This is a genomic window from Chryseobacterium sp. SIMBA_029, from assembly GCF_046535275.1.
In the GTDB taxonomy this organism is placed as follows: Bacteria; Bacteroidota; Bacteroidia; order Flavobacteriales; family Weeksellaceae; genus Chryseobacterium.
Map to the genome: position 1 here is coordinate 1 of NZ_JAWRXA010000159.1, position 309 is coordinate 309.

The 309-nt window shown below is 63.4% G+C and carries 1 protein-coding gene; it reads left to right on the forward strand.

Going from position 1 to position 309, the window contains the following annotated elements:
* Nucleotides 1-309: PD-(D/E)XK nuclease family protein (locus SB679_RS23630; protein ID WP_410704703.1), on the forward strand; the 309-nt coding region annotated here is incomplete at both ends.

The window sequence follows — 309 nt, forward strand, 5'->3', positions numbered from 1 at the left end:
CACCGCATGCTGCAGATGCTGCCTGACATCCTGCCTCAGGAGCGCCAGCTTGCCGCCGAGCGCTATGCCGGGCGCGCGGCGCGCTTCTGGCCGGACGCGGAGCGGCGCCGGCTTGTCGATTCGGTTCTGAAACTATTGGGTGAAGACAGCCTGCAGCCGGTCTTTGCAGCCCATGCGCAACCTGAAGTCTCGATCATGGGCACGCTGGACCTCGACGGAAAGCACTATGCCGTATCGGGCCGGGTCGACCGTCTCGCGGTACTGACAGACCGGGTCGTTATCCTCGATTACAAGACCAATCGTGTTCCG